This is a genomic window from Umezawaea beigongshangensis, assembly GCF_016464305.1.
GTDB lineage: Bacteria > Actinomycetota > Actinomycetes > Mycobacteriales > Pseudonocardiaceae > Umezawaea_A > Umezawaea_A beigongshangensis.
In genome coordinates this window covers 320584-344239 of record NZ_JAEIOJ010000007.1, presented here as the reverse complement: position 1 = coordinate 344239, position 23656 = coordinate 320584, and the positions used below count along the sequence as shown (strand labels likewise).

The window sequence follows — 23656 nt, the reverse complement described above, 5'->3', positions numbered from 1 at the left end:
CGGTGGGCCGTCCGCTCGCGTGCCAGGCTGGTGCCGTGGTTGATCCGCTGCGCGACCCCGACGATCCCGACCTGCTCGACACCTACCGCGCCAGGGAACTGGCCGCGCTGATCGAGGCGACACGACTGCGGTCGGGCGCGGTCCGCTACGGCAAGGTGGGCCGCGTCGGCTCGGCCGACGTGGTGGTCAACCGCGACAACCCGCTGCCCAGCGGCAACCACGCGTGCGCGCTCTACGGGTCATCCGCCGAGGTCGCGGGCACCCTGCTGAGGCTGGAGCAGACGTTCGCCGACGTGGGTCGCGCCGAGGCAGTCGTGTACGCGTCGCCGACGACCGTCGCCGAGATCGAGGGCATCGCCGACGACGCCGGGTGGTACGCGGTGGAGGAGTCCGTCGCCGTCGTGCACCGGGGCGGCGCGGAGGCCCCGGCACGCGTGCGCCCCGCCCTCGACACCGACCTGGAGGACGTCGCCCTGCTGCTGGGCGACGAGCTGGGACTGCGCACCAGCGGGCAGGACCGGCTGGTGCGGTACCTGGGACAGCGGCTGGACGACCCGCGCTGCGTGCTGCTCGTCGTGGACGACGGCGATCGGCTCGCCGGGTTCGCCGGTGGCTTCGCCGAGCGCGGCGTCGGACTGGTCGAGCAGGTCGTGGTGCGACCGGCCCGGCGCCGCCGCGGCGTGGGAACGGAACTGGTCACCGGGGTCGTGGCCGCGCTGGACGAGGCCGGTGCGCTGCTCGTGGCGGGCCACGTGGACGAGGGAGGGTCGGCGGAGAGGTTCACCGAGTCCTGCGGCTTCGACGTCGCCTACCCCGTCACCGCCTACGTGCGGAGGGTCGACGAACTCCTCGACTGAGTGAAACGTGGTTGCCCCCGTGACATATTCTTAGCAGGGCTAACGGGCATCGGGAGGCAGCACGTGCGTGGGACGACGGACACGACCGGGAGAACCCCGCAGAAGCTCCCGGCCGAGGTGTGGGTGCTGGTCGTGGCCAGCTTCATCATCGCCATCGGCTTCGGCATCGTCGCTCCCGTGCTCCCCGTGTTCGCCTCCAGCTTCGGCGTCGGCAGCACGGCCGTCTCCGCGGTGGTCAGCGTGTTCGCGCTGGTCAGGCTGATGTTCGCCCCGGCCAGTGGTCGACTGGTGAACAAGCTCGGCGAGCCCCGCGTCTACATCACCGGCATCCTCATCGTGGCCGTCGGCACCGGCGCGTGCGGCTTCGCCACCGCCTACTGGCAGCTCGTCGCGTTCCGCGCGTTCGCCGGGATCGGCTCCACGATGTTCACCGTCGCCGCGGTGGGCCTGCTCGTCCGGCTCACCCCGCCGCCCCTGCGCGGCCGCGCCTCCGGCCTGTGGGCCACCGGCTTCCTCCTCGGCAACATCGCCGGCCCCATCGTGGGCGCCGGCCTGGTCGAGATCTCGATCGTCGCGCCGTTCGTCGTCTACGCCGCCGCGCTCGTCGTCGCCGCGCTGTTCGTGTGGTGGTTCCTGCGGCGCTCCACGCTCGCCGCCGTCGACCCGGCCAACACCCAGCCCACGATGGGTGTGCGCGCCGCGCTGCGGTCCGTCGCCTACCGCGCCGCCCTGGTGTCCAGCTTCGCCAACGGCTGGGCCGTCTTCGGCGTGCGGATCTCGCTCATCCCCCTGTTCGTCGGGCAGGCGCTCGACGGCGGACCCGGCATGGCCGGCATCGCGCTGTCCGTCTTCGCCTCCGGCAACGCGGCCGTGCTGATCGTCTCCGGGCGGCTGTCCGACACGATCGGCCGCCGTCCCCTCGCCCTGGCCGGGCTCGCCGTGTCCGCTGCGGGCACGATCTGGGTCGGCTTCACCACGAGCATTCCGATGTTCCTGGCCGCCTCGCTGGTCGCCGGGATCGGCGCCGGACTGCTCAACCCGCCGCAGAACGCCGCCGTCGCCGACGTCATCGGCGCGAAGGCGAAGGGCGGCCCCGTCCTGGCCGGTTTCCAGATGGCGGCGGACCTCGGCGCGATCATCGGTCCGCTCGCCGCGGGACTGCTCGCGGACCAGCTCTCGTTCCAAGCGGCGTTCACCCTGACGGGTGTGATGCTCGCGGTGAGCTTCGTGGTGTGGCTGTTCGCACCGGAAACCCTGCCGCGCCAAGAGGACGAGCACGTCGCCGAGGACATGGCGGAGGAGTGCGGCTGTCTGGACGAGGGCCCTGAACTGCCCCTGGGCGAGCGAGTCGGCGGCCGTCCGCGTCAACCAGAAGCGTGATGATCAGTGCGCATCGGCTCAGGGTCTGCTCAGGTTCCGTCGGTAGTGTGGACGTGGCGGAGCACCGGGAAGGACATCGCACGTGGGCGGCGCTGAGCGCAATGCGCGGAAGAAGAAGCAGCAGAACTTGCAGGCGGCCAAGGCCGTCGCCGCTGCTCGGGGGAGCAACGACGACCGGACGAAGGTCCTCATCGGTGTCGTGGCCGTGGTGGTCCTCGCCGCCGCGGTGATCGGCGGGGTCGTGCTGAGCAAGAACTCCGGCGGTGAGCCGACCCTCACCCCGGTCGCCGGGAAGACGGTGACCACAGCACCGTCCACACGAGACGGTGGCGTGGTGGTGGTCGGCGAGGAGAGCGCCGAGGTCACGGTCGACGTGTACGAGGACTTCCTCTGCCCGTTCTGCGGTGAGTTCGAGCGCACCTACGGCGACCAGATCAAGGAGCAGCTCGACGCGGGGACCGTGAGGGTCCGCTACCACACGCTGCCGATGCTGAACAGCTACTCCTCGCCCGAGGGCTACTCCACCGACTCGGCCAACGCGGCGCTGTGCGCGGCCGACGAGGGCAAGTTCCCGGCCTACCACGAGAGCCTGTACGCCCAGCAGCCCGAGGAGGGCGACGCGGGCTACACGAAGCAGGAGCTGATCAAGCTCGGCACGGACCTCGGCATCACCGGCGACGCGTTCGCCTCCTGCGTGAACGGGGACGAGCACGTGGCGGAGGCCCAGCAGGAGCTGGCCGACGCGAAGAGCACGCCGCACCTCCAGGTCGACCGCAACGGCCAGAAGGGTTTCCGCGGCACGCCGAGCATCTCCGTCGGCGACCGGGTGCTCGACGTCAACGACGAGAACTGGCTGAAGAACCTGGTCGGCAGCACCGGCTGACCCCTCCCTCGCGGCGCCCGGAGTTCCACCGGTCGCCGCGAGGGACACCCCCGATTTTTGTCTCAGCGGGGTGGTGTTGTAAGGTATGACCACACGAGAACGGCGGGGACGACCAGCCGGGAACGTGGAAGAGGTAGAGCACGGGGCTGTGGCGCAGCTGGTAGCGCATCACACTGGCAGTGTGAGGGTCAGGGGTTCGAGTCCCCTCAGCTCCACAATCGAATACAGCATACGAATCGCCCGCCACCTGCGGTAATGCAGGTGGCGGGCGATCTTGCTTTTGTGTCCACTGTGGACTGCGGCTGCCGGTCTGGAGCAAATCTGGAGCAGGCGGTCGCTCCGCATGAAATGTTGTCAGCGTTGTGCTCCAGGTCTCTGTGCCCCGGCTGGGTGGTTCTGCCCAGCGACTTCTCGGTGGTCGTAGCGGCTGCCGATGTCCAGCCCGGCGTTACCACCCAAACGGTCCCAGACGGGCCGTCAACGGGCGCGTAGGGCCGTGTTGCCGCTAGAAGATGTCGGTCTGCTGCCAGTCGACGCACGTGAGGCGTTTGCCGGTTCGCATGAATTCGTGCAGGAGTTCGCGGAGCAGGTCCAGCGGCAGAGTAGCTTCCTGGGGGAACTCGGTGCGGGTATCCCTGTCGATGTAGAGCGTCACGCCGCCGGGGATCCGGGCATCTGCCTGTCGGGGCAGGGCGATCCATGCCGTGGTGTCGTCCGCCTCGCCTGGCATGTCGGCCGGCAGGAAGTCTCTTGGGCCGAACAGGTGGACGGCGGCGATGTGGTGCTCGGTGTCGAGGTCGAACTTGAGCTGGTGGTCCGGCAACTCCGCCGGTCCGATCGTCGGCCGGCCCCTGGCGTACACCACGGTCGGGTGCGGTTGTGGATTGGCCAGGATGTCTGTCATGACATCGTCCAAGGCGATGTCATCGTCCACGGTGACAGGCTCGTCGGCGCGGTTGTCGCCGCTGAAGTAGTAGACGTCGAGCGAGGCCACGCGCTTGCCTCCTCTCTGACGGCATCCTCATCGTGGCACCTGCTGGCGCGGGAGCAGGATCACCTGACAGGTCACATCAGCGCCAGGAAGGAAGACCGCGTATCAGCTACGCCATCCTGCGCCAGGTGCTGTCACCGACGTCGACGACGGCCTTGTCCCAGCGGTCTTGGATGCACTGAAGCAGGCGGCTGGTGACTTCGGGGCGACGTGGGAGTAGGTGCGTTGGACGGGGTCTTTGAGGATGTGGCCGAGTCGGAGTGACTGGGCGATCTCGGGGATGGTGTCGGCGATCATCCAGGTCTTGTGGCTGTGCCGCAGCCCGTGGAAGGTCAGGCTCGCACGTAACTGAGCCAGCCTCGCAGACCGCGAGGACCCGGTTCCTCGTCCGGACTTCACTCGGGGACAAGTAGTCAGAAACGCAGGCGGGTGGTCTGCCTCACGGACGTGTGCAAGCTTGTGGGCGGGCAGGTAGTCGATCAGCCTTGATTCGACATCGTTTGACGTTATTCTTGGATCACTGTGTGTGGGGCCAAGGGGGCGCGGAAGATGGCGGAATCAGAGAAACGACTCTCCTCGCTCGATGTCTGTGCGGGCGCCGGAGGGCTCGCGCTCGGACTAGAACAGGCCGGGTTCGACCCCGTCCTGTTGCTGGAAAACCGTGAGGTTGTGTGCCGCACACTGCGCGCAAACCGTCCGCGGTGGGACGTACTCCAAACCGACCTGCTCGAATTCGATCCCGCCGAGCATCGGCAGGTCTACGACGTAGATCTGCTTTCCGCTGGTCTGCCGAGGGTGAAGGCCACAGCGGCGATCAATCGCCCTCGCGGAAGTGACCTCGAATTCGAATTGCTCAAAGCGACGATCATGCTCCTGTACGGCGTCCAGCCGCGTGCCTTGCTCGTCGAGAACGTGGCCGATCTCGTCACGAAGAATGCGTACGAGCCGATGCGCAAGTACGTCTGCAAGGAGCTCGACCACCTTGGCTATCGGTACGAATGGTTCGTGGTGAACGCGGCTGACCATAGGGTCCCGCAGAATCGCGAGCAGGGAATTCTGGTGGCCTTCAAAGGCGATTATCTGGACGTCTTCGAGCAACCTTCTCCGGTTATGGAGCCGCCGATGACAGTCGGTGACGCGCTGGAAGAGTCGATGAAGGCGAGGGGCTGGGCGCAGGCGGCGGAATGGGCCGCCCAGGCTGACAAGCTGGCCCCGACACTGGTGGGGGGGTCCTGGGAACGAGGTGGTCCTGATCTCGGGCCGACAGGGTCGAAGAAGGCGTGGGCGAGGATGGGTGTCGACGGTGCCACGATCGCGGACGAGGTGCCGGACGCCGACTTCGAGTGGAATCCGGAGCTCGGGCGACAAGGCATGGTCAAGCTGACGGTTGGGCAAGCCGCGCGCTTGCAAGGGTTTCCGCCGGACTGGCGCTTCGAGGGGGGAAAGACCGTCCGTTACCGGCAGGTCGGGCACGCTTCGCCGCCGCCGGTGGCCGAGGCGTTGGGGCAGGCGATTCGTGCTGCCCTGACATACGGCCGAGCCTGATGATCGTGGCAGCCGGCACGGGATAAACTCTGCTTCATGACCCCTGTGCAGCCGCAGCTGTTCCCGTCTGCGCAGACCCATATGGTGGACCTGTTCGCAGGTCCGGGTGGGCTCGATGTCGCCGCGCACTGGCTGGGTGTCGCCGTCGAGGGGATCGAGTGGGACAAGAACGCGTGCGCGACCAGGCGCGCTGCTGGCCTGCGCACCAAGCAGGACGACGTCCGAGCCTTCGGACCGAAGGATTTCCCCGACGCCACTGTGCTCGCAGGTGGTCCGCCGTGCCAGACGTACACCGTCGCCGGGGGCGGTGCCGGTCGCCGAGCACTGGACCGCGTGCTCGACTTCGTCCAGCACATGGCGGATGGCGAAGACGTCGCTTCGGAGCTTGAGCAGTTGCACGACAACGGTGACGAGCGCACAGGCCTGGTGCTGGAACCGTTGCGTTGGGCACTGGAAGCCCATCTGTGGGACATGGCATACGAAGCCATTGTGCTGGAACAGGTACCCGCGGTCCTGCCGGTTTGGCACGCGTACGCGAAGGTCCTCGAAGGACTGGACTACGACGTGGCCTGCGGCGTCCTGCACACCGAGGAGTTCGGAGTGCCGCAGACTCGCCGCCGGGCGATCCTCATCGCGCGCCGCAACGGCAGAGCAGTCCTGCCCACACCGACACATCGTCGGTACTACAAGGGCAGGGACCGCTCCGAAGGGAACGCCGACCTCAAGCCGTGGGTGACGATGGCCGAGACGCTCCGGAGACCCGAATCGTTCGTCGTGGTGTCCAACTACGGCACGGGCGGTGATCCCAAGGCGCGGGGGAGGCGGAGGTCCGACGAGCCTTCCGCGACGGTCACCGGCAAGGTGTCGCGGAACCGGCTGTACTCACGTGACTCGCCCAAGCGTGAACTCGAACGCCTGTCCGAAGCGGAAGCCGGTCGGCTGCAGACCTTTCCTGACGACTACCCGTGGTCCGGCAAGGAGATCGCGCAGCAGGTCGGCAACGCCATTCCGCCGCGACTCGCGGCTCACGTGCTCGCCGCTGCCCTGGGGCGCACGTTCCGGACCGAGGACGTCGACGCGGCGGTCATGGCGAAGTGGGATTCTGGGCTTGACGAGCAGCCGCTGCTGCCTTCGACTCCCGTCTGAACATTCGTCCACGGAAGTCACGCATCGGCGGAAATCGGAGCCTTCTTGCGCTGCCGGATCGGCGCGTCATCGAGCAGTTGCCGGAACAACGACACCAAGGTGCTCACCGCGTGCCGGCTGATCTTGCCGTCGTCGGGCCCGTCGGGAAGCCTGTCCCAGTGAACCGGGGCGATGCTGGCGGCTTCCGAGATCCAGTCGTGCACGGCGTCATGATCGACCGCGTCGTCCGGGGCCAGCGCGTCGTACAACAGCGTGCTGCCCGCCGCGTTCACCGCAGCGGACAACGCGTTCACCCGGTCACCCAGACGCGCGGCGTTCGAGTTCCTGAGCTGTTCGAGCACGCGAATGATCGCCATCGCGGTCGGCCGGTGGTCGATGACGTCTAGGCGCATGGTCGTGTTCAGGACGTCCTGGACGCTGCACGCGACTTCGACAGGGCGGTAGTCGTCTCCGTCGCGGAAGAGTTCAGCTGCCCACCACAACCGGGAAAAAGCCTGGGTGTAGTGAGGACCGCTGAACCGAGAGGTCTGGACGATCTCGGTGCCCTTGTGCCGCCAGACGACGTAGTCCGGCGCTATGACCATGGCGAGGAAGTTCCAGATGCGACTGTCGGCGGCTTCGGCCCGAGTCATCCGCAGGGTGGCGTGCAGACGAGGGGCCAGCCAGCCGTCGGCCTCCGCGGGCTTCTCGACGAAGCGTTCCATCGCGACGTCGAGTAGTACTCGAACCGGCTCGACACTCCACCGCGCCTCGGATGTCGGGAGCGGACTGGACGCCTTGCGCAGCGCGACGAGCGGCGGGTTCTCCTGTCCGGACTGCATGCCGCGGGTGAGGAACTTGGCGACTGCGGTGTCCGGGAGCAGTCCGAGTTCGAAGGGGTGGGCGACATTCGTCTGAGGGCTCATCGTTCACCGCTCCTGTCCGGTCGGTAGATCGAACGCACGGCGTTGGTCAACTTCTTGGTCAGCTGACTGCGCCTGCCCGCCGCGTACTGGACGCTTGTCTGAAGTTCCGACCAGCCGAACCCCTTCGTGCGGCGTTCGTTGATGTCGTACAGGGCGTCCGTCAGTTGGCGTCCGGGCAGCACATCGGGCAGCATCATCCGCACCACGGCCTCGCGCCAGCCTGATGGCATCTGCGGCGCGCTGTCGTCGTCGAGATCGAGGTCGCTGATGGCGGTGTGGAACATGGCGGTCCACGCGTCCTGGGCGATCTGGCTGGCGGTCATCTCGCGCAGGATCTTCTCTTCCGGACTGCCGCCCGTGCTGTGGAGAACGTCGACCAGACCTTCGACCGCGCCGGTGTTCAGGTAGACGGTCGGGATTTCACCCGTGGTATCGACTACCCACGGAGACTCCTTGAATGGGCGGAGTTCCTCGTGCGGGCCTTCGCGGAAGTCGACCTCGACGATTTCGATATCACGTTGGCGCACAGGAGTGGTGGCCTTGAGATCGACGAACCAGTGCCGTTCCGCAGCGCCGATGACGCGACCCGGCATGTCGTCGAGCGTTGCGATAACCGTCAGCGCGAGTGTGGCGCGGTTCAGATGCCGGGCCTGGGCGAGATCGATGCGTCCCCGCCAGGTTCCGTCGCGGTCGGGGGCCAGGCGGGTGGTCGACCGGGCGTTGGTGGCTTTCTCCGTGAGCACCGCCAGACAGACCGGATCGATCCACGGGCCGGCGGAGAGCTCCTGCTCGGGAAGCTTGGCGGTGAGATGCAGCGTCGTCACGTCCCACTTCTCCCGACCTGCCTGGTGGAGCGCGACCGTCTGCTCGACTTTCGACACGTGCGAGTACGGCAGCTCCGCCCCGTCCACGGTCACCGCCGTCACGTCGAGGCTCACGTTGCCGAACAGCGTGGGATACGGAAACGCAGCCTTCATGTGGCACCCCCACGCGCCTTCTGGACGTCCACGACCAGCCGGGACAGGCTCCCCCGTACGGGGTGACTGGCCGGCTCGGTGATCCCGATGAACGAAGCGGAACGCACGCCTGGCGCGATGACCAGGTTGCCGTTCTCGATGCCGCAGTTCTCGGCTCCGGTGAGGAGGTGCCAATCGACCGCCGGACGGCCGCCGGACCGGACGTCGAACTTGGCGACCGGTGTGAGCAACCACGGATCCTCGGCGTCGGGCAGCTTGAGGTCAACGCTGACGTGCCAGGCACCGGTGTCGTCCAGGTGCGCGTTCATACTGCGGACGGTCGGGACACCTTGTGACCGTCTCGTCGCGGTGGTGCCTGCCGCATCCAGCTTCAACAGCTCCTGGAGGACAGCGGGTCCACCACGCCTGCTGACCTCGCGTCGCCCGATGAGTTCCCGCACCGCGCGGTCGATCTCGTTGTGGAACTCCTTGATGCGGGACAGCGCGCCTCTTTGGTAGAGCGAGGTCAGCTCCTCCGTACGGTTCCAATCGTCGTGCTCGGGAGGTTCGGAAGCGCGGAGGAATCGCTCGGCGAGTTCGACGTCTTCCCCCTCCGCCTCGGTGGCATAGCCGGCGAGCAGGACCGCCTGGAAGGCGTCCGTGCCGAGCGGCAGGTCGCGAGGGCGCCGTTCCACGATCGTCATGCGGTTGCCCCGCATGCACACCACCCGGTTGGCTCGCTCCTCGTCCTCGGCGCGGGTGAACAGGATGACGGCGGAGTGCTTGACGCCTTTGCCCGGCACCTTGCTCCCCCCTTTGAGCGGGGTGACGAACAGCGGTACCTCCGCACGGGCTACATGATCGCCGGCGGTCCGCTCGATGACGGTCTCGTTGTCCAAGTACGCCTTGAGCGCCCTGCTCAAGGCCGGATGACGGTCGTGCGGATCAACCTGGTGCTCGCGTACGAGCACACGACCGTTGCGCAGGGTCGTGACGCGCGCTTCGAGCAGCGCGCCTGCCCGGTCACCGCCGATCATCGCGGCCCAGAAGCCGTCAGCCAGTGATCGAGCCAGCTTTTCGTGCATCTCTTCGAGGGATTCCGCATCACCGGACGCGTCGTGTGCGCCGACGATGAGGAATGACGTGCCCGTGTCCGAGTTGGGGCGTTCGAGGTGCAGCCGGCGGACGGTCTCCTCGTCGGCCCACCACGACCTTGAGACGTCCTTGTGGTCCGGCGAGGTGTCCGGCTCTCCGAACCAGGCAGGGCCCGCATATGCCTCGCCGTCCACGGTCCGCCATGGGAGATCGAGTCTGCCGATGACACGACGTTCCGTGCGGCCTTCATGTGGAGTCGAGAGCGTCGAGTTCATCAGCACCAAGCCGAAGCGGCTGGCGGCCCAGAGCGTGACCTTGCCGAGGCCGTAGGACCCGCCCGCGCGCTTGGCGGACTGCTTGTGGCTGTCGAGCTGCCGCCGGGCGACGGCGGCGAAGCGGCCGTCGCTGTACTCGGGGCCGGTGAGGCCGGCGGCGTTGTAGTCGTCAACCCTCAGCAACAACAGCGACTTCGTCCGGTCCAGATCGTCCAGCGCCGCTCGCAGGCTCCGGGAGACTTTCTGGCTCGCGGCGGCGGCCTGGTCGTAGTGCTTGCGCAGTTCGTCCCACTGCAGTGCGCCCAGGAACGCGGCGAGGTGTTCGCCAGTCAGCTCGTGCAGCATGTAGTGGACCCGGACCGGCTTGGTGGGATCGTGACGCTCGTCGAGCGCGTTCTGCGTGGCCTCGCGGGCCAGTACGGAGAGGTCCGCGTTGAACGCGAAGGCGGCGGCGTTGCCGTATTCACGTCCGCCGTCCGCGTGTGCCGGTCGGTGGTGCCACCGGAGGGGAAGCACGGCGACCACGTCGGAGGTGCGGTTGTGCAGAGAGGCCACGTCGATGCCCAGGAACTCGGCGATCTGGCGTTTGACCTCCTCCCGCGGCTCGGCACGCCCGGTGATCCACGCGGAAACGGCGGCGCGGGTGAGCCCCAGGTGCTTGGCGAGCTCCGCTTGGGACTTCGCTGCCCTGCGTAGCTGTCGTCCGAGCCAGGGGCCGAAGGCCTCACCCTGCTGCGCGCTCATCCGCTGTTGTCGCCTTCCGTAGTTTTCGTGGCTCTGATGGGGGCTGTGGCCAGTCTACCAGGGAAAATTGACATTGATCTCATGTCAATTTATGGTTGACATCACTTCGGTCGGCTCGGACTGTTCGGGTACACCGAATCTCACCACTCCGGCACAGGGCTTGAGGCTTCGGCCTCACTCGGGAGGGATCTGCGGGGACAGCCGCACCACAACGGAATCCAGCGCGGTCCGCGGTCGGATCGTAGTTCGCCGTGCCCGAACACGCGTTTTACCGCGCGCCGATCGGACGGCTGTGCGCCGTGCTCGCTCGAACCGGATCTGCTCGGACTCGAACGACGGTGGCCTGCGGGCATAAGGCCGTCTGCTGTCAAGGAGTGAAGCCGTAATGATCGAACGCGCGGTCAGCGCCGTGCTTGCCATGATTGCCAAGCTGGTCGGCTTGGCGCTGCGCACCTATGCGCTCGACCCCGACCGAATCGAAGAGGACGCGAACGCGGAACGCCGCATCCATCAGGGTGGTTACGGCGAACGGCAGGTGTTCGAGCTGGTGCAGAACGGCGCCGACGAGATGCGTGACCCCGCGCACCAGGGCGGCACGATCCACGTCGTCCTCACGAAGACGTACATGTACTGCGCGAACGATGGCGCTCCCATCTCGCAGGCGGGGGCGGACACCATCTTGCGCATGGGGGTGTCGCGCAAGCGGGGCGGCCAGATCGGTCGCTTCGGCGTCGGCGTGAAATCGGTGCTGTCGGTGACCCGCACCCCGCAGTTCTTCAGCTGCACCGGGTCGTTCGGGTTCGACGCGGAGCGGTCCGCCGAAGAGATCCTCAAGGCCGTCAACGAGGCGCGGGCGGCGGGCGGTGAGCCGCCTCTGGAGTCGGTCGGCGACACGCCGGTGCTGCGGCTCGCGTGGCCGTTGGACGAGCGGCACGAACGTGCGCTCGACGGCGTGCTCGACGAGCTGATCACCGCAGGCGCGGCGACCGTCGTCCGGCTGCCGCTGCTGCCCGAGGTCGACGACCTGCTCGGCAAGGACATCGTCGAGTTCCCGCGCCTGTTCCAGGTCTTCTCCCACCACGTCCGCAGGATGGTGCTGGAGGACCGCCGTGAGCTGCCGGTGATCCGGCGTGAGATCACCGTCGAACACGACGGCGTGCGGCACACGATCCACGAGGCCCGCGGGGGTGAGAAGGCGCGATCTGAGCGGTACCGCGTCTTCCAGCGTCCGCATGAGGTCAGCGAGCGCACCCGGCGGGGTGCGGGCGAGCTGCACGACCGTGTGGTCATCGACGTGTCGTGGGCCGTGCCGGAGTACACGGTCACCAAGAACGAGCAGGGCGGGACCGTCTGCCAGGTGCCGCACGAGCGGGGGGAGTTCTGGGCGTTCTTCCCGACGGAGTACTCGACCACGCTCAGCGGTGCGGTCAACGCCGCGTGGAAGACCAACGAGGACCGCCAGCACCTCCTGTCCGGCAGCGAACTCAACACCGAGCTGCTCGACGAGACCGCCGACCTGGTCGTCTCCTCGCTGCCGGAGCTGGTCGTGAGCGAGGACCCGGCCGCGTACCTGCCGCTGCTCCCCGGACGCACGAAGGAGTCGCCGAACTGGGCGTGCGAGTACCTGACCGGCAAGGTCTGGGAGCTCGCGGCGGCCAAGCCCTCCTTGCCGGACCAGGACGGTGTCCTGCGCACCCCCGCCGAACTGCGCGTCCATCCCGACAAGCTGAGCCGCGAGGCGTTGGCCCTGTGGGCCGAGCACCCCGGTCGACCGAAGAACTGGCTGCACGCCTCGGTGGAGGTCAGCGGGTTGCGCCGCGGCAAGGTCAACCACGTCCTCGCCGAAGCGGGCGTAGAGCCGGAGACCGTCGTGACGTGGCTGGAGGCGTTGGTCGAGGACAGGACCCCCGAGGCTTCCGCCACCGCTGTTCGGATCGTGGCGCACCTCGACGAGCTCGCGTCCGAGGACAGCTCCTTCCGGATTGTTGCGGGGGAGGCCAGGAAAGCCGAGGTCGTCCTCACCGAGAACGGCGACTTCGTCGCACCGGCGGCCGGCCGCGTGTTCCGGCGCCACGATGACGACGGGCTGACCGACGACATGGTGTACGTGCACCAGAGGATCTCCGGGGACCGGACGATGTCACGCCACCTCGACCGGCTCGGCATCCGTGACGCGGACGCGCAGGGACGCTTTCACAGCATCCTCGACCAGGGTTTCCGGGGCTACGGCGACGAGGAGTGGACGCGGTTCTGGGAGCTGTGGCGGACCGCGGGCGGTGTCGGCCTCGTGGACGCGGTCCGCGACAAGCTGCCGAAGCTGTCGGGCCTGCGGGTGAGGACCACGGCCGGAACCTTCCGCGTCATCGACGACTGCCTGCTGCCGGGGCCGGTCGTCCCGGAGGACGGTTCGCGTGACGCCGGTGTGGCCGTCGACGTCCGGTTCCACTCCGACGACCTGGCGGTGCTGCGCGAGCTCGGGATGACCGATGGCCCGAGGTCCGGCTGCCGACCGGAGCACGACACCTGGTTCCACGAGTACCACCAGTGGGCGCACGGCGAGTACTGCAGGGAGCTGAACGCGACCGCCAGCAGGGTCCAACTCCAGACGGTCGGGCTGTCCGGAGCGCCGACCGCGGGACCGCTGCACCTGTTCGCCGGGCTGTCCGACGAGGGCAAGGCCGCGTTCCTGGCCGCGATGCCCGAGGACGGCTTGGTCGAGTACTGGACGCGCCAGATCGGCAGCAAGGTAAGCAGCAGGAACCGAGTGTTGTCGCCGGTCAACTGGCTGCTGCGCGATTGCGGCACGGTGAACACGTCGATGGGGCTGGTCGCCGTGCGCGATGCGGTCGGCCCCCAGCTGGACGCGTTCGCGTCCGTGCTTCCCGTCGCCGATATCAGCCCGAACAAGGCCCGGCGACTCGGGTTGACCGTCACCGTCGACGACGTGGAGCCTCGGCGCTGGTCCGAGCTCCTCGAACGGCTGAAGTCGAGCACCGACGACGAGTCGGTGGGCGGTGCGTACGCCCTGTTGACCAGGGTCGCGTCCCGGCTCGTCGAGCAAGAGGACCTGATGCGCTGCCGGGTCGGCCAGGGATGGGACCTCCGGCCGCGCGGTGACATCGCGGTCGCCCAGACCGAGGACGAGTACGCGGAGCTGGTCCGCGAGAGCCACCCGGCGCTACGGGTGGACTCCGGGGACGAAGCCGAGTTGCTGATCCGTGAACTCGGCGTGCGTCGCGTGGGCGACGTCATCGAGAAACGACTGCGTTCGGTGTTCAGCAGGCCCGCCGTTCTGCTCGCCGACGAGTACCCGGCGTTGCGGCAGCGGCTGGGCGCGCGGGCCGTCCACGGTCGGCAGTTGCAGTCGTGCAGCGAACTGGAGGAGGTGATCCGCACTCCTCAAGGCACCCGCACCATCGCACTGAGGAGCGCGCGGCAGGACGACACGGTGCTGCTGCTGGACGGCACCTCCTTCGAGGACGCCTTGGTGCTCGCCGACAAGGAGTTCGGGTGGAACCTGGGGATCAACGGGTGCCGGCTGCTCCTCGAAGCGCAGCGCCGGCAGCAGAAGGACAGCGACGTACAGGCTCGTCTGACCATGATCCGCGACAGCGACAGTGTCGTAGAGAAGATCGCTCTGCTGGTCGGCGAGGAGAACCTGCGCAAGGGCATGCCCGCCGGTCTTGTCGCGAGCGAGGTCTCGGAAACCGGGCGCGAGCCGGACGCCCACAGGTTGGCGCAGATGGCCTACCACGCGCACGACGACGGCGTGCTCCGGGTGCATGCCAAGGAGGTCGCCGAGCGGTTCGAGAGCGCTCCGGCCTACTTCGACGGTGGCCCGGCGGCGCTGAGGTTCGTCACGGACCTGGGGTTGCCCGACGCGTTCGCCGGTGTGCGGATGCCCGCGCCGCCGATGCGCGAGGAAGCACTCGGTCCGGTGAAGTTCCCCCCTCTGCACGATTACCAGGAGGTGCTCGCGGGGGCGCTCACGGACTTCCTGAGCGCCGTCGTCCCCCAGCGGACGATGATCAGCTTGCCGACGGCGGCGGGCAAGACGCGGGTCGCCGCGGAAGGCGCGATCCGGACGATCCGCGAGTCGGGTGCGTTCGACGGGCCGATTCTCTGGATCGCTTCGACTACGGAACTCTGTGAACAGGCCGTGCAGAGTTGGAAGTACGTCTGGGAGAAGGTCGGACCGGAGCAGTCCTTGGTGATCGACCGACTGTGGTCGGGCAACTCCGCGACCCCGGTGACCGGACGCACCCATCTCGTCGTGGCGACTGACGTGAAGCTGCGGATGTGCCTCGGCTCCGACGAATACGCGTGGTTGCGCAACGCTTCGGTGGTCTTCATCGATGAGGCACACGTGGCTATTTCCCCGCAGTACACCGAGATCCTCGAACACCTCGGGCTTACGCACCGCGAAACCTCTCGGCACCTTGTGGGACTGAGCGCCACGCCGTTCCGCAACGACGCCGAACTGACTCGGCGCCTCGCGCAGCGGTTCGGTAACCGACGCCTGGACGAGGGCGTCTTCTCCGGTGACCCGATCACGAGCCTGCAGGAACTCGGTGTCCTGGCCCGCGTCGAACACCGCGAACTGGTCGGCGCGGACATCCAGCTCGACCCGAACGAGCTGGCCGAGATCATCAAGGGCTTCCTGCCCAGGAGTGCGGAGCAGCGGCTGGCCGAGGACGCCGCCCGCAACAAGCTCCTCGTCGAGGAGATCGCGGCTCTCCCGCGGGACTGGCCGGTCCTCGTGTTCGCGACATCCGTGGGGCACGCGAAGTTCCTGGCCGCCAAGCTCGGAGACCGGGGCATCCGGTCCGCCGCGATCGATTCCGCGACGCCGCCGGCCGAGCGCCGCCAGCGCATCGAGTCATTCCGCAAGGGCGGGATCCGGGTGCTCACCAACTACGGCGTGCTGTCGCAGGGGTTCGACGCCCCGGCGACCCGAGCCGTCGTCATCGCCCGTCCCGTTTACAGCCCGAACAACTACCTGCAGATGATCGGTCGCGGCCTGCGGGGAAGTCTCAACGGGGGCAGTGATACCTGCCTCATCCTCGATGTGCGCGACAACATCTCGAACTACCACAGCGACCTCGCCTTCACCGAGTTCGAGCACCTGTGGCAGGAGGGACAGCGGTGACGAATCCGGAGGAGGAGGGCTTCCCGCTCACCCCCGCTCAGCACACCGTCGTAACCAGCGCCTGGAATGCCAAGCTGCTGGTCCCGGCGCAGGCCGGCGCGGGCAAGACCACCACCTTGATCCATCGGATCGCACACCTGATGGCGACCGAGGGGATCGGGGCCTCGGACATCCTCGTGTGGACTTTCTCCCGTGCGGCCGCGCAAGTCCTGCGCGGCCGCACGGGCCGTTCCGCGGTGGTCGGCCGACGGGTGCGGGCCCAGACGTTCGACAGCTGGGCGTCGTACCTGCTCCTCGAAGCCGGCCACCGACCCGAGGACCTGGCCGGCTTCGGGTTCGATCGTCGGATCGTGCTCGCCACCGAGGCCATCGAGAACGAAGTCGTCGAGACGACCGAACGCGGTGCGCCCGCACACGTGATCATCGACGAGGTGCAGGATCTGGTGGGCGTACGGCGGGAAATGGTGGAGTCGTTCCTCGACCACTTCCCGGACATCGGCTTCACGGTCGTCGGCGACACGGCCCAGTCGGTATACGGGTTCCAGGTCTCCGACCCGCAGGAGCGGGTGGAGGAGGCAGACCTGTTCTTCCGGTGGGTGCGTGCTTCGTTCGGCGAGGAGCTTCGCGAGATCGTCCTCGATGACAACTTCCGCGCCCGCACCGCCGAGGCGCGCGTCGCACTGCCCATCGGCGCACGCTTGCGGAATCCACCTGACGAGCCCGGCTCGTCGTCGGCGGTTCTCCGTTCGATGCGCTCCCTGCTCACGAGCGTTCCCGCCTTCGGGAAGTTCGACACCGGGTTCGCGCAGGCCGCACTGCGCGAGTTCGATGGCACCACGGCGATTCTGTGCCGGGACAACGCCCAGGTGTTGCTGCTGTCCGAACGACTGGGACAGCTCGCCGTGCCGCATCTCATCCAGCGGTCACCGAGGTCCGGCGCCGCCCCCGCCTGGGTGGCCGGACTGCTCACGGCGACCAGTGCCGTGACGCTGGGCCAGGACCGCTTTGACGCGATCTTCGCCGAGCTCTGCGTACCCGAGAACCTGGATCACGTCGAAACGTGGTGCTCGCTGCGGGCTGTCGCGGGCAGTGCGCGAAATCAGCTCGACCTCGAAGCCTTACGGAAGGCGACGGCGGAGGGTCGGTTGCCGGACGAGTTGACCGCGCCATCCGCGCACCCGATCGTCGTGTCCACGGTCCACCGCGCCAAGGGCTTGGAGTTCGACCGCGTGCTGATCGCGGGCTTCGACCCGACCGCACAACGGCGTGGGCTCGACTCAGATGCCCTCGACGAGGCGCGGCTGCTGTACGTCGCCATGACGCGGGCTCGCGATGACCTGTACCGCGTCGAATGCCCGGACACGTGGGCAATGCGCAAGGCAGAGCACTTGCCGATGCCGGTCGTGCGCTGGTACGTCGGTGGCCGTGAGCGTTGGATACGCGCCGGCGTCGAAAGCACCGAGTACGACGTGTGCCACGAAGCGCCTGCCGGCGTGGGGGAGCCCGCCGCCGATCCGGTCGCGACGCAGAAGTACCTGCTCGACTCGGTCCACCCCGGCGACGTGGTGGTGGTGCGCAGGCTGCACGACCTACCCATGTCGTCGACCGAGACGCCGCAGTACGGCATCTTCCACGAGGGCATGCCGATCGGCGAAGTTTCGCGAGGTTTCCGCCAAGACCTGTGGCGCCTGCTCAAGCAGTCGGGCACGTTCCGCGTGGAGCGGTGGCCGTACCTGATCACCGGCCTGAGGATCGACTGTGTGGAAGTAGTCGTCGGTTCGCAGGCCATCACCGAACGCCACGGCCTGGGCAGTCGTGGCGTGTGGCTCGCTTCCCGTCTGTGCGGCCTCGGCCGCTTCGACTGGACCCACGCCGACCGGGTCCCGGAAGGACACGATAACCCGTGACCGAGTCACGCCACGCCGCGCATTACGCGCTGCGTGAGGAAATCCGTGCCGCCCTGCGGGCCGACTTGCTCGGCCCGCAGGGCGGCACGGAGGAAGTCCTCGCGACCGACACCCCGATCACCGCGTATCCCATTGGTGTGCTGTTCCCTCAAGTCGTCGAGCCGGATCCGATCGCGGCAGAGGATGGCGCGGATACACCACCCGACGTCGTCCGAGGGGATGACCCCGAGCAGGGCGTCGCCGATCTTGGAGTCGCACTCGCCAACCGGCGCAAGCCGTCGTCCATGGGAATGACGTTCGGCGTTGATCCTGCCGTCGCGGCTGTTGTACGCGTGAAGGTATCGGGCGCGGTCTACCTGCCGGAGGACGAAGACGGTGCGCCCGTGGAGCCGCACCGGAGCGAGGCACGCAGTACCGAGCAGCAGCGAGAGCGGTGGCGTCGGCTCCCTGTGGAGTACGGGCCCGTGGCAGTCGACGTCACCTCGGCCGGAACGCAGAAACATGTCTTGCGTGTCGGTCTTGAGCTGCGCACTCTGGTCCGTCCCGCTGATGCCAACGGCACGGTGACCGTGACGGTGACGCTGGTCAACACGCAGATCGCAGGCATCTACGACCTCCACGACGCTTACTGCTTCTTTCAACCCGAGTTGGAGGTGTTCGACCCGGCCAGCGCCAGCCCGTTCGTCGAGCGGAAGGCGCCGCTCGGTGCGGTGGACGCCGAGCACGCGCTAAGCCGGTTGCTGCACCGCCACGCGCCCTACTTCGCCACCGGGCATGGTTGCTCCGTCGCGTGGGACTGGACCCCTCCGCCGATCCGCACCGCGATGCCGGGCCGGGCAGCCGTCGCTTCCGTCCGCACCGAGCTCGTACCGAGCCACGAAGTGCTGTTGACCGACTCGAACCCCGAGATCGACGACGACGCACTGGGCATGCACCGGCTCGGACACGGGACCGTCGGCGAAGTCGTCGGTGCGCTCACCGGTCTGCTCGACGGGTACGAGGAGTGGATCGAGGCCCGGAAGCAGGAGGCACTGGCGCTCGAGGGCACCGACCACGCTGAGGTCGCGTTCGAGCAGGTCCAATTGTGCGAGCAGGCGCTCGGTCGTATGCGTTCGGGTGTTGCACTGCTGGCCGACCCCGAGCGGCCCTTGCCGTTCGAGGCGTTCCGCCTGGCGAATCAGGCGATGGCCTGGCAACGCAGCCGAGCGGAGTGGATCGAGAGGGGGCGCGAGGGTGAGCCGGATCCCGAGGCGGGGCGGTGGCGGCCGTTCCAGATCGCGTTCATGCTGCTCTGCCTGACAGGCACCGTCGACCGAGAGCACGACGACCGCCGGATCGCCGACCTGCTGTGGTTCCCGACCGGCGGCGGCAAGACCGAAGCCTACCTGGGATTGATCGCGTTCACGGTGTTTCTCCGCCGGCTCCGCGATGGTGAGAACGGCGTCGGTGTGACCGTTCTGATGCGCTACACCCTCCGTCTGTTGACGCTTCAACAGTTTGAACGCGCTGCGGCGTTGATCTGCGCCATGGAGCGCCTTCGCGCCGAACGGGAACACGACCTCGGCACGACTCCGGTGTCGATCGGCATGTGGGTCGGCATGTCGGCGACCCCGAACAAGCTCGACCGCGCCCGCATCAAGCTCCACGAGTTGCGTGCCAGTCCGGAGAAGCCGCTCCAAAAAGAAAATCCTGTGCAGCTCCACTCCTGTCCGTGGTGTGGAGAGCCGCTGAGCCCCGATGACTACGAGGTGCGGGAAGACCTCGTGCGGATGCTCGTGCGGTGCCCGAACGCGGGCTGCGATTTCGGGACGGGGGCGGGTCTGCCCGTCCACTTGGTGGATGACGCGGTGTATGACGCTCATCCGACGTTGATCATCGCCACTGTGGACAAGTTCGCCTCCATGCCGTGGCGGCCCGAGACGGCAGCGTTGTTCAACAGGGATCTGGGGAAGGACGTGCGGAAGCCGGAACTCATCGTCCAAGACGAGCTCCATCTCATCTCCGGCCCGCTCGGGACTCTCACCGGCCTTTACGAGACGGCGGTGAACATCCTCGCCGATCGGCCGAAGATCGTCGCGTCGACCGCGACGATCCGTCGCGCCTCCGATCAGGTGGGTGCGTTGTTCGATCGGCAGCTGGCCCAGTTCCCGCCTGCCGGTCTCGACGCCAGGGACTCGTGGTTCGCCGTCGAGACTCCGCGGGAGGACAAAGCGTCACGTCGCTACATCGGACTGCTCACCCCTGCGACGAGCCAGGCGACGTTGCTCGTAAGAACCTACGCGACGCTGTTTCACGCGGTGGCACGCATCGAGGCGGATCCGAAGGTGCGCGACGCCTACTGGACGCTCGTCGGGTACTTCAACAGTCTGCGGCTGCTGTCCGCCGCCGAGTTGCAGGTGCTCGACGACGTGCAAGATCGCCTCGAACTGCTGGCGAAGCGCGATGAATCCGGGGCCGCCCGGTCGACGTCGGCTCTCATCGAGCTCAGCAGCCGTGCTGATTCGAGCGCCATTCCGAGCCGGCTGAAAATGTTGAAGCGCGGGTGGCCCGAGGCGGACGTCCTGGACGTACTGCTCGCCACGAACATGATTTCCGTCGGCGTGGACATCGACCGGCTGGGACTCATGGCCGTCATGGGCCAGCCGCAGACCACGGCCGAGTACATCCAGGCCACGAGCCGGGTGGGGCGTCGGCATCCCGGCCTCATCGCAGTCATGCTCAATTCGACACGATCAAGAGACAGGTCGCACTACGAGAACTTCCCTGGCTTCCACTCGGCTCTCTACCGGGAGGTCGAGTCCACGAGCGTGACGCCGTTTTCGGCACGTGCCCGCGATCGAGGCTTCCACGCCGTCGTCGTAGCACTTACCCGGCTGACGATCCCGAAGTCGGCACCCAACCAGGCCGCCGCGGACATCGAGTTGTTTCTGCCCGAGATCATGTCGACCGTCCGGCCGGTGATCCTCGATCGTGTCCGCTCGGTTGATCCCGACGAACTGGATGCGACCGGTCAGCACTTCGACGAGTTCATCGACTGGTGGCGCGAGGAAGCTCAGGACCAGCCGAACCTCGTGTACGAGGCTAGGCGGGGCACCACGCAACCAGCTCTGTTGAAGGGATTCGACGTCGACGACGAGAGCGTTACCGGCTGGGACACCCTCTGGAGCCTTCGCGACGTCGACGTCGAGTCGACGCTCTTTCTTGAGAAGCGGTAGGGACGACGAAATGACCCCTCCTCCATCGTCCCGACGTCGGAACGCCGAAGCGCCGGCCCGTCCCCGGGCGCGCAAGCTCGGCTCCGTGCGTCGATCGCAGCTCGTCACCACCTACGGGGTGGGAGCGATGATCGCGATCGACAACGAGTCGTTCATCGTCGCCGGCCTCGACTCGTGGAACATCGCCGACGCACCGGAGATCTTCGAACGCAGACTCGCCCGAGTCCTCGGGGTCAAGTCGTTCCACCTCCCCCCGGCGCCTGATCCGGACCGGGGTAATGACGGCGTTCGAGTGCGGCGTTTTCCGGACTTCTACTCCTGTCCGAAGTGCAATGTCCTCCAGCCTTACGGGGACTTTAACTGCCTCCCGGGCAGCGCACGCTGTTCGGACTGCCATGAAGATCTGGTGCCTTCGAGATTTGTGCTCGCTTGCGACGACGGGCACATCGAAGACTTCCCTTACTGGAAGTGGTCGCACCGGGGTTACGAGCGGCCGAGCAGATTCTGCGGCGGGACGCTGTCGCTGCGAACGGACGGCAATACCGCGTCGCTGCGGTCCGTCGTCGTGACCTGCACGTGTGGTGTGCCCGACGTGTCGATGGAGGGTGCGTTCCGCGTCAAGGCCCTCAGGGATCTCGGTATCCGTTGCGAAGGCCGCCGGCCGTGGCTGTACGGGGCGAAGGCGCAGCCGTGTACACGCCATCCCCGAGCCATGCAACGAGGTTCGTCGTCCGCGTGGCACCCGGTGATGCGCAGTGCGTTGTCGATCCCGCCATGGGGGGAGGGCGTGCTCGCGCTGATCGAGCGGGAGAAGCTGATCGGGGCGCCCGAGGAGGTCATCCGCTGGCACTTCACTCAGCGACCGGGACTTCTCAAGAGAGCGGGGGTGACCGTCGAGGAGGTGATCGGTTGTGCACACGAGATCGATGCGGACAACTCCGCTCCGAACGACGACGGCGGTGCCCCGCTCGATCCGCATGCGGTGTTGCGCAAGGAGGAGTACGACCGCTTGTGTCGCGGCAACCCGGAGCACCGCACGTCGGACTGGCAGCCGTTCGTCTGCGAGCGGCCGGAAGGCGATCTCAGCCCGGTGCACGAGCTGGGCCTCTCCGACAGCATGCTCGTGAAGCGGCTGCGAGAGGTTCGAGCGCTGGAGGGGTTCACCCGTGGGGTGGCTCCGCTGGAGGCCGCTCCTGACCAACGCCTCGCCGAACTCCACCTGTCCCCCGACATCAACTGGCTGCCGGCGATTGAAGTCAAGGGCGAAGGAGTTTTTCTCCGGCTGGATGGAGATCGCTTGCGGCAGTGGGAGACTCAGGCCACGGTGATCGCTCACAGTGAGCAGATCCGCCGCAACCACCTTGCTCTCATCAAGGAACGAACTCCGGCGAATCCGGCCAGGACAAGGGCCCTTGCGTCACCTGTGTCGCCGCGCTTCGTATTGCTGCATACGCTGTCGCACATTCTGATTAACGAGTGGAGTCTCGACGGCGGTTACCCCGCATCCGCGCTCCGAGAGCGCCTGTACGCGAGCGATGTCATGGCCGGAATCCTCATCTACACCGCGACCAGCGACTCCGCGGGCAGCCTCGGCGGCATCGTCGCGCAGGGCTCTCCGGAGCGCCTCGCCGCCACATTGCGGTCTGCCCTCGTCCGTGCGTCGTGGTGCTCGAACGACCCTCTGTGCATGGAATCGGGCGCCAGCGGAGTGGACAGCGTCAACCTCGCCGCGTGTCACGCGTGCGTGTTGCTTCCCGAGACGAGCTGCGAGTTGAACAACAGCTTCATGGACCGTGCGTTGCTCATCGGTGCACCATCCGGAGAGGTGCCTGGATACTTCCAGCATGCCTGATTGTGATGACGTGCCGAGGACTTTCGCACTGGGTTTGCTGGAGCACAACTGGAGCAGGCGATGGAACTGAACGTCGGGCGATGGCGCTCAACGGCTTCAAACGGCGGCGAACGCCACCGGCTGGCATGAGGGTTCTCTGTTTGCTCTGGTCATGGCACTTGTGGAACAGCGCTGGCAGTGTCAGGAGCGGGGGCTGGTCCCTCGCTTCCACGGTTGTAGAAGGTGCGAGGAAGGTGACCGGTCACCATCTTTCTTCATCTGATTCTCGTCCAGACCAGTGCACCTGCGACGGTGTGAGAGATGTCCCTCGAACGTGTGGTTCTTGTGCGTCGGAGTGTGGAAGGTCCCTTCAGCGGTATCCGTGCTTTTTCGGACAACACGGCCTCAGGGAGATGACGTGAACAACATGAAGCGCTCCATGGCGGTACTCGTTCTCGGTACAGCTCTCGTGGGAGCGCCGGCAGCCTCGGCGTCCACCCACGAGGCCACGCCGCGCGCCGCGACCGCGGTGACGGCTCAGGAGGACAGCACCAACGACGACGACAGCAGCGGTAACTGGGGCCTGCTGGGCCTGCTCGGTCTGGCGGGCTTGGCGGGCCTGGCGGGGCGCAAGAAGCACCAGGTGGCCGACCGCAACGTCACGGGGCGCTGACGAGAGGGATTCCGGACGGGGCTGCGAGTTCGCCGTGTCCTCACACGAACGGCCCGCCACTCCGGTGAATCGGAGTGGCGGGCGGTTCTGCCGGGCGGGAGGAG

14 protein-coding genes and 1 tRNA gene are annotated in these 23656 nt (G+C 67.3%); 11 read left to right on the top strand and 4 right to left on the bottom strand.

Annotation, left to right across the window (positions count from 1 at the left end):
- The first annotated feature begins 35 nt into the window (after positions 1-35).
- The 4 genes from IMZ35_RS19565 to IMZ35_RS19550 all read left to right on the top strand — a co-directional run bounded on the left by IMZ35_RS19565 (position 36) and on the right by IMZ35_RS19550 (position 3335).
- Positions 36-857, top strand: coding sequence for a GNAT family N-acetyltransferase (locus IMZ35_RS19565; protein WP_199442553.1), 822 nt, complete (start codon positions 36-38; stop codon positions 855-857).
- 63 nt (positions 858-920) lie between these two features.
- Positions 921-2237, top strand: coding sequence for an MFS transporter (locus IMZ35_RS19560; RefSeq protein ID WP_199442552.1), 1317 nt, complete (start codon positions 921-923; stop codon positions 2235-2237).
- Between the two features lie 82 nt (positions 2238-2319).
- Positions 2320-3120 (top strand): DsbA family protein, encoded by an 801-nt coding sequence (locus IMZ35_RS19555; RefSeq protein WP_199442551.1) that lies wholly within the window; start codon positions 2320-2322, stop codon positions 3118-3120.
- Between the two features lie 142 nt (positions 3121-3262).
- Positions 3263-3335: transfer RNA gene (locus IMZ35_RS19550), tRNA-Ala, on the top strand.
- 290 nt (positions 3336-3625) lie between these two features.
- Here the strand turns inward: IMZ35_RS19550 and IMZ35_RS19545 are convergent.
- Entirely contained in the window at positions 3626-4114 is a 489-nt protein-coding gene (locus IMZ35_RS19545; RefSeq protein WP_199442550.1) for an Imm1 family immunity protein, read from the bottom strand.
- Positions 4115-4660: 546 nt separating this feature from the next.
- Here IMZ35_RS19545 and IMZ35_RS19540 point away from each other — a divergent pair.
- Together IMZ35_RS19540 and IMZ35_RS19535 are read left to right on the top strand one after the other, a co-directional pair.
- Positions 4661-5656 carry a DNA cytosine methyltransferase gene (locus IMZ35_RS19540; RefSeq protein ID WP_199442549.1) on the top strand — a complete coding sequence of 332 codons (996 nt, stop codon included), beginning with the start codon at positions 4661-4663 and terminating at the stop codon, positions 5654-5656.
- A gap of 36 nt (positions 5657-5692) precedes the next feature.
- On the top strand, positions 5693-6802 hold the full coding sequence (locus IMZ35_RS19535; protein ID WP_199442548.1) for a DNA cytosine methyltransferase: 1110 nt from the start codon (positions 5693-5695) through the stop codon (positions 6800-6802).
- Between the two features lie 17 nt (positions 6803-6819).
- Here the strand turns inward: IMZ35_RS19535 and IMZ35_RS19530 are convergent, their stop codons facing one another.
- Genes IMZ35_RS19530 through IMZ35_RS19520 form a run of 3 tightly spaced genes read right to left on the bottom strand, consistent with a single transcriptional unit; the run spans position 6820 to position 10777 of the window.
- Positions 6820-7707: a DUF6339 family protein gene (locus tag IMZ35_RS19530; RefSeq protein WP_199442547.1), complete on the bottom strand. Its 888-nt coding sequence runs from the start codon at positions 7705-7707 to the stop codon at positions 6820-6822.
- Positions 7704-8684, bottom strand: a complete 981-nt coding sequence (locus IMZ35_RS19525; RefSeq protein ID WP_199442546.1) for a hypothetical protein — start codon at positions 8682-8684, stop codon at positions 7704-7706. Before IMZ35_RS19525 ends, IMZ35_RS19530 begins: the two co-directional genes overlap by 4 nt.
- Positions 8681-10777 carry a helix-turn-helix domain-containing protein gene (locus tag IMZ35_RS19520; protein WP_199442545.1) on the bottom strand — a complete coding sequence of 699 codons (2097 nt, stop codon included), beginning with the start codon at positions 10775-10777 and terminating at the stop codon, positions 8681-8683. Before IMZ35_RS19520 ends, IMZ35_RS19525 begins: the two co-directional genes overlap by 4 nt.
- Before the next feature lie 385 nt (positions 10778-11162).
- On the opposite strand from IMZ35_RS19520, the gene IMZ35_RS19515 reads away from it, so the two are divergent.
- The 5 genes from IMZ35_RS19515 (at position 11163) to IMZ35_RS19495 (ending at position 23552) form a co-directional block, all read left to right on the top strand.
- Complete coding sequence (locus IMZ35_RS19515; RefSeq protein WP_199442544.1) at positions 11163-15926, top strand: DEAD/DEAH box helicase; 4764 nt, start codon at positions 11163-11165, stop codon at positions 15924-15926.
- Complete coding sequence (locus IMZ35_RS19510; protein WP_199442543.1) at positions 15923-17833, top strand: UvrD-helicase domain-containing protein; 1911 nt, start codon at positions 15923-15925, stop codon at positions 17831-17833. The genes IMZ35_RS19515 and IMZ35_RS19510 overlap by 4 nt, the downstream gene beginning before the upstream one ends.
- A complete protein-coding gene (locus tag IMZ35_RS19505) occupies positions 17830-21048 on the top strand; it encodes a helicase-related protein (protein WP_199442542.1) in 3219 nt (1072 codons plus the stop codon). Before IMZ35_RS19510 ends, IMZ35_RS19505 begins: the two co-directional genes overlap by 4 nt.
- A gap of 10 nt (positions 21049-21058) precedes the next feature.
- Complete coding sequence (drmB, locus tag IMZ35_RS30760) at positions 21059-22900, top strand: DUF1998 domain-containing protein (protein ID WP_267877179.1); 1842 nt, start codon at positions 21059-21061, stop codon at positions 22898-22900.
- Between the two features lie 406 nt (positions 22901-23306).
- Positions 23307-23552, top strand: a complete 246-nt coding sequence (locus IMZ35_RS19495; protein WP_229372761.1) for a WGxxGxxG family protein — start codon at positions 23307-23309, stop codon at positions 23550-23552.
- Positions 23553-23656: the final 104 nt, after the last annotated feature.

Excerpts from the sequence above, each read along its gene's own strand:
- IMZ35_RS19540 (WP_199442549.1), top strand. The coding sequence starts at position 4,661 with ATGGCGGAATCAGAGAAACGACTCTCCTCGCTCGATGTCTGTGCGGGC.
- IMZ35_RS19535 (WP_199442548.1), top strand. The coding sequence starts at position 5,693 with ATGACCCCTGTGCAGCCGCAGCTGTTCCCGTCTGCGCAGACCCATATG.
- IMZ35_RS19530 (WP_199442547.1), bottom strand. The coding sequence starts at position 7,707 with ATGAGCCCTCAGACGAATGTCGCCCACCCCTTCGAACTCGGACTGCTC.
- IMZ35_RS19525 (WP_199442546.1), bottom strand. The coding sequence starts at position 8,684 with ATGAAGGCTGCGTTTCCGTATCCCACGCTGTTCGGCAACGTGAGCCTC.
- IMZ35_RS19520 (WP_199442545.1), bottom strand. The coding sequence starts at position 10,777 with ATGAGCGCGCAGCAGGGTGAGGCCTTCGGCCCCTGGCTCGGACGACAG.
- IMZ35_RS19515 (WP_199442544.1), top strand. The coding sequence starts at position 11,163 with ATGATCGAACGCGCGGTCAGCGCCGTGCTTGCCATGATTGCCAAGCTG.
- drmB (WP_267877179.1), top strand. The coding sequence starts at position 21,059 with ATGACCCCTCCTCCATCGTCCCGACGTCGGAACGCCGAAGCGCCGGCC.
- IMZ35_RS19495 (WP_229372761.1), top strand. The coding sequence starts at position 23,307 with ATGAAGCGCTCCATGGCGGTACTCGTTCTCGGTACAGCTCTCGTGGGA.